This is a genomic window from Propioniciclava sp., from assembly GCF_036744435.1.
Lineage (GTDB): Bacteria > Actinomycetota > Actinomycetes > Propionibacteriales > Propionibacteriaceae > Propioniciclava.
Genome location: NZ_DAIOIA010000118.1, coordinates 3,562 through 8,879, shown reverse-complemented (window position 1 = coordinate 8,879; position 5,318 = coordinate 3,562). Strand labels below are relative to the sequence as shown.

General features: G+C 70.2%; 6 protein-coding genes. 3 read left to right on the top strand and 3 right to left on the bottom strand.

Annotation, left to right across the window (positions count from 1 at the left end; translation table 11 throughout):
* On the bottom strand, positions 1-253 hold a 253-nt coding region (locus V7E09_RS12715), incomplete at its 3' end, for a PEP/pyruvate-binding domain-containing protein (RefSeq protein ID WP_324523482.1).
* A gap of 59 nt (positions 254-312) precedes the next feature.
* Here V7E09_RS12715 and V7E09_RS12710 point away from each other — a divergent pair.
* Positions 313-891, top strand: coding sequence for a TetR/AcrR family transcriptional regulator (locus V7E09_RS12710; protein ID WP_324523481.1), 579 nt, complete (start codon positions 313-315; stop codon positions 889-891).
* On the opposite strand, the gene V7E09_RS12705 is transcribed toward V7E09_RS12710, so the two are convergent.
* Positions 880-2,094: an AraC family transcriptional regulator gene (locus V7E09_RS12705; protein WP_324523480.1), complete on the bottom strand. Its 1,215-nt coding sequence runs from the start codon at positions 2,092-2,094 to the stop codon at positions 880-882. The two genes, V7E09_RS12710 and V7E09_RS12705, sit on opposite strands and share 12 nt — an antisense overlap.
* Positions 2,095-2,219: 125 nt before the next feature.
* Between V7E09_RS12705 and V7E09_RS12700 the strand changes: the two genes are divergently transcribed.
* Positions 2,220-4,457, top strand: coding sequence for a glycoside hydrolase family 2 protein (locus V7E09_RS12700; RefSeq protein WP_324523479.1), 2,238 nt, complete (start codon positions 2,220-2,222; stop codon positions 4,455-4,457).
* 71 nt (positions 4,458-4,528) lie between these two features.
* Here V7E09_RS12700 and V7E09_RS12695 read toward each other — a convergent pair whose 3' ends face one another.
* Positions 4,529-4,951, bottom strand: a complete 423-nt coding sequence (locus V7E09_RS12695; protein WP_324509638.1) for an acyl-CoA thioesterase — start codon at positions 4,949-4,951, stop codon at positions 4,529-4,531.
* A 124-nt stretch (positions 4,952-5,075) separates the two neighbouring features.
* Here V7E09_RS12695 and V7E09_RS12690 point away from each other — a divergent pair.
* A partial coding sequence (locus V7E09_RS12690; protein WP_324523478.1) for a hypothetical protein occupies positions 5,076-5,318 on the top strand: 243 nt, incomplete at its 3' end.

Below are 5,318 nucleotides of genomic sequence, written 5' to 3'. Positions count from 1 at the left end.
CGGCGTCCTCGACGCTGCCCGGCAGCGGAGCCCCGAGGATCAGGTCGCGCAGGTCTTCGGCCGTGGCGGCGGCACGGTGCAGCGACCGGACGGCCGTCCGATACGCGCTGGTGGTCAGGCAGAAACCCGGTGGCACCGGGAGGCCCGCCTGGGTGCAGGAGGCCAGGTTTGCGCCCTTGCCTCCGACCGTGGCGGGGTCGCGGGCGGCGGTGTCGGCGAACCAGGCGATCAGCGGGCCATCCTCTACGTCCATAGAGGATGACGGTACTCTATGTGCGCAGCGATGCGATGCGGGAGGAAGAGAGGGTGGGGATGACCGATCGACGGGCGCAGATCGCGGAGGCCGGGATCGCGATCCTCGCCTCGCGAGGGGTGCGGGCCCTGACTCATCTGGCGATCGACCGCGAACTCGGGCTGCCCGACGGATCCACCTCGTACTACGCCCGCACCCGCCGCGATCTCATCGCCGTCATCGTGGACCGCCTGGCGACGCGCACGGGCGATGACCTGGCAGCCCAGGCGCTCCCCGAGGCGCTCACGCCGGCGGTCGTGGCGTCCGTCATCGTTGCCGGCCTCGACGCCACCATGCGGAGGGCCGACGAGCATCGCGCCCGACTCATCCTGCTGCTCGAGTGCCGTAGCGACCCGGAACTCCAGGCGTCGCTGGCCACGCGCCCGGAGGTGAGGGGTGCGTTCGTCGACGCGATCGCGGCACTGCTGGTCGGCCTCGATGTCGACCGCCCGCAGGAGAACGCGCAGGACGCGGCCGCGCTCCTGGACGGGCTGCTCATGCAGCGGGTGATCCGTGCCTCGCCAGCGCACGAAGAAGCCATCCTGACCGCTTACCTCACGGGCTTGACGGACGGCCGGGGAGAGCCTCTAGGAGGGTAATGCTCGGAACTGGGTCGGCGTCATGCCATGGGTGGCGCGGAAGGCCTTCACGAAGTAGTTGGCGTCCGGGTAGCCGACGTAGGCGGCGATGTCGCGGACGGGCTGATCGGTGCTGGTCAGCAGGTGGGCCGCCCGATGAGTGCGTTCGAGGGCGGCGTACTGGGCGATCGTGTGTCCAGTCTCCGCCTTGAAGCGGCGTGCCAGGTGGGAGGGCGATACCCCCAGTCGGGCGGCCAGCTCGGGCGGGGAGACGTGGTCGCTGAGGTGGAGTTCGATCTCGTCGACGACGCGGCGCACCAGGCGCGAGTACGGGCGCTGCCGGTGGCGGGCGACCGCGCGGCAGAAGTCGGCGGCCATCGCCGCGACCGCGCGCTGGGTGTGGGCGCGGTCCGGGTTGTGGCCGCTGCTGTGGAGCCGCTGCGCGTAGGTCTGGGAGATGGCGTCCACCGATACGGGCGGGAGCCCGCCCTCCAGCGCGGCCACCCGGGTGAGGATCCGCATGATCGTGGCGCCCAGGTAGGGCGTGTTCAGGTAGCCGGGATGCTGCGGGATCGCCGCCATGCGCCCCAGGGCCGCGGAGGCGTCTCGGAAGTCGCCCCGGGTCACCGCAGCCATGTAGTCGCGCTCCACCGCGTAGCGATCCTCGATGGCCGCCAGGGACGCCGAATGTGGCACCGCGGCGGGCCGGAGGGTCCGCGGCGTCGCGGCGGCGTCGATCCGGCGAAACTCGACGGCGACGCCGGAGCCGCGGACCGCGTGCAGCAGCGCCTGCGCGCCGCGCATGACGTACTCGGAGTCCACCAGGGCGAACCGTGCCCGGTACATCCGGTACGGCTGCAGTTGTGAGCCCGGGACGCCGAGGCGGCCCAGCAATGACTCCGCCTCGTCGGCGTGCAGGGAGGCGCCCGTGTAGGGGCCGATCGCTGCGACGGCCGGGCCCAGCCGGAACAGCGTGAGCATCACGCCCAGTGGATCGCGCAGTTCATACACGACGCCCGGCTCGGCGTCCTCCATCAGCTGCCTCAAGGCGGCGGGGGCGAGCGACGGTTGCAGGGCCGCGTCGAAGGCGGACGCGCCTGCCAGGTCGGCGGCCAGCGCGGCGGGATCCTCCGTGACCGCCACCGGGCAGCCGAGCACGGCTGCCAGCAACGCCACCCCGTCGTCGGGCGTCCTCGAGGCGCCCGATCCCTCTGAGTCGGTCATCCTGGCCCCCTCACACGTGTGCGCGTTTAGTCCTACTTTAGCATGATCTCTTCTATCAGTGCTGGGCGACGGCTGGCTACCGTCGAGCCAGCGCAGCGCTATGGGAGCGCCTTCCAAGGAGAGTCATGAACGAGCACGCCGGATCCATCCGTACCGCCCGCCCCTTCCACGAGGGCTGGGTCTTCGTCCCCGACGCGGTTCCGGCCGATGCGCCGTGGGACGCCCTCGCCGAGGCGGGCGAGCCGATCGCCCTGCCCCACACCTGGAACGCGGTCGATGGCCAAGACGGCGGCAACGACTACCGTCGCGGCACCAGCACCTACGCCGTCCGGTTCCCGGCCCCCGACGCGGACGGGGACGTCTGGCTGGAGTTCCGCGGCGTCAACTCCAGCGCGCAGATCCATCTCAACGGAACCCTGCTCGCGACCCATGAAGGCGGCTACTCGACGTTCCGCGTCCCCCTCGCCGAGGCGCTGCGCGACGACAACGTGCTCGTCGTGCACGTCGACAACGGCCCCAACGAGACGGTCTACCCGCAGCGGGCCGACTTCACCTTCTACGGCGGCATCTACCGGGATGTGCTCCTCCTCACGGTGCCCGCCGCCCACGTCCGCCTCGACGACCACGGCGGCCCCGGGTTCACCGCGACCCCCCTCCTGGACGGCGAGCAGGCCACGGTGGCGCTACACGCGGAGGTGACCGGCGGGGACGCGGTCCGGTTCGTCATCGACGGCGAGGGAGAGGTGCTGGTGCCGGTCCGCGAGGGAACCGCGGACGCCGAACTGACCATCGCGCAGGTGCGTCGCTGGCACGGACGCCGTGACCCGCACCTCTACACCGCGACCGCCGAGCTCCTCCAGGACGGCAAGCCCGTCGACGCGGTGAGCATCCGGTTCGGCTGCCGGGAGTTCGCCGTCGATCCCGATCGCGGGTTCCTGCTGAACGGGGAGGAGTATCCGCTGCGCGGGGTATCCCGGCACCAGGACTGGGAAGGGGTCGGCAACGTCCTCACCCCGGCGATGATGGAGCGCGACATCGCGCTCATGGAAGAACTGGGCGCCACCACCGTCCGGCTCGCCCACTACCAGCACGACCAGGCCTTCTACGACCTGTGCGACGAGGCGGGCATCGTCGTGTGGGCCGAGATCCCGCAGATCACGAACTTCCTGCCCGCGGGCACCGTGAACGCGACCGCGCAGCTCACCGAGCTGATCGTGCAGAACCGGCATCACGCGTCGATCATGAGCTGGGGACTGTCCAACGAGATCACTATCGGCGGCAACAGCGAAGCGCTCCTGGACGCGCATCGCGCGCTGAATGATCTGGCTCACCGCCTCGACCCCACCCGGCTCACCGCGATGGCGCACGCGTTCGTCCTGGACGCAGGCGATCCGCTGGTGGCCGTGCCGGACGTCAACAGCTTCAATCTGTACTACGGCTGGTACCTGGGCGACCTGGAGGACAACGACCGCTGGTTCGCCGACTTCCGAGCCGCTCACCCGGGCGTCGCGATCGGCCTGTCCGAATACGGGGCCGATGCCAACCCCCGATACCAAGGGGCGAATCCCACCCGGGGTGACTACAGCGAGCAGTACCAGGCCCGCTACCACGAGCACCTCATCGACCTGATCGAGGCCAGCCCCTACCTGTGGGCCACCCACGTGTGGAACCTCGCCGACTTCGCCGCGGACGGACGCGTCGAGGGCGGCCTGCCGGGCCGCAACCAGAAGGGGCTGGTGACCTTCGACCGCAGTCTGAAGAAGGACGCCTTCTACGCCTACAAGGCCGCCTGGTCCCCCGAGCCGTTCGTCCACGTGTGCGGACGCCGCTACGTCGATCGAGCCGAGGCCGTCACCGAGGTGACCGTGTACTCCAACCAGGAGGAGGTCGAGTTGTGGTGCGATGACGTCCTGGTCGAGTCCCTCCGCGGGGTGCGCGTGTTCCGGTTCAGCGTCCCGCTGACCGGCGAACACCGGCTCACGGCCCGCAGCGGCGCGCTGACGGACACCATCGACGTGCGCCGCGCGTCCGCCCCCAACCCGGACTACGCCATGCCGAACGCGCAGCTCGTCAACTGGTTCGACGCCGACGTGCCGAGCCCTGAGGGCTTCTATTCGATCCACGACAGTCTCGCCGACATCAAGCGCACGGCGGCCGGAGGTGCGCTCATCGAGCGGCTCATGGATCAGGCGAAGGCGTCCGTGGGTGACGTCGCCCGTGATGTGCAGATGCCGCCCGCGATGCAGGCCATGATCGATCGGATGACGGTGGCGGCGCTGCTGCGGCACTCCGGGGACGGAATCCCGGCCGAGCAGGTGATCGCCCTGAACGAGGCGCTCAACGAGATCCCCAAGCAGGCTTGACGCGCGTCCCGCCCCGCCCCGTCGCCGACCGTGGCGGGGCCGGGTGTCCCGGCGTGATGCGGGCTGACCCGCTAGAGGAACTGCCGGGCCGACTCGGGGACCGGACGGGGGCGTCCGGCGTCGTCGATGGCCACGTAGTGGAAGACCGCCTCGGCGGCGAACACCCGGTCGGCTTCGTAGTTGTGGACCAGGTCGCGGGCCCACACCTGCAGGGCGATCTCCATGGAGGTGCGACCGATCTTCACCAGTTGGGCGTAGATGCAGATGGTCTGCCCGACGGCGATGGGCCGGTGGAAGACCACATCGTTGACCGCGACGGTGGCCGAGCGGCCCTCAGACGCCTCGCCGGCCATCAGGCCTGAGGCGATGTCCATCTGGGACAGCACCCAGCCACCGAACACGTCCCCCCAGGGGTTGGTGTCGCGCGGCATGGCGAGGGTGCGCAGCACCATCATCCCGGTGGGGGAAATCGGCTGTTGCGTGCCTGGCGCCATGGTTCCTCTTTCGCTGTCGTGGTCCGCGGGACCGGCTCGATCCTAGGCCCGCCCTCCGGCATCGGCCACGATGCATTGCCCGGGGCTCCAGCGCGCGGGGTCGACCTCACCTAGGTTGACCTGTGTGGAGCAACCCGAGGAACCCCCGGATTCCCAGCCCGGCAAGCCCGCTTCCCGTCGCATGAAGCTGCGCTATGCGGGAGTCTGCACGCGGTGCGGCGCGACGCTGGAGGCGGGTGAGGCCACGCTGGTGCCATTTGCGGGCAGCGCTGAGGCTGCAGAAGATGCTGGGACCGAAGTGGCTCCTGAACCCGCATGGAACGGCGACCTGCTGCTATCGGAAGAAGTGTTCGTGACAGGCGTGGTC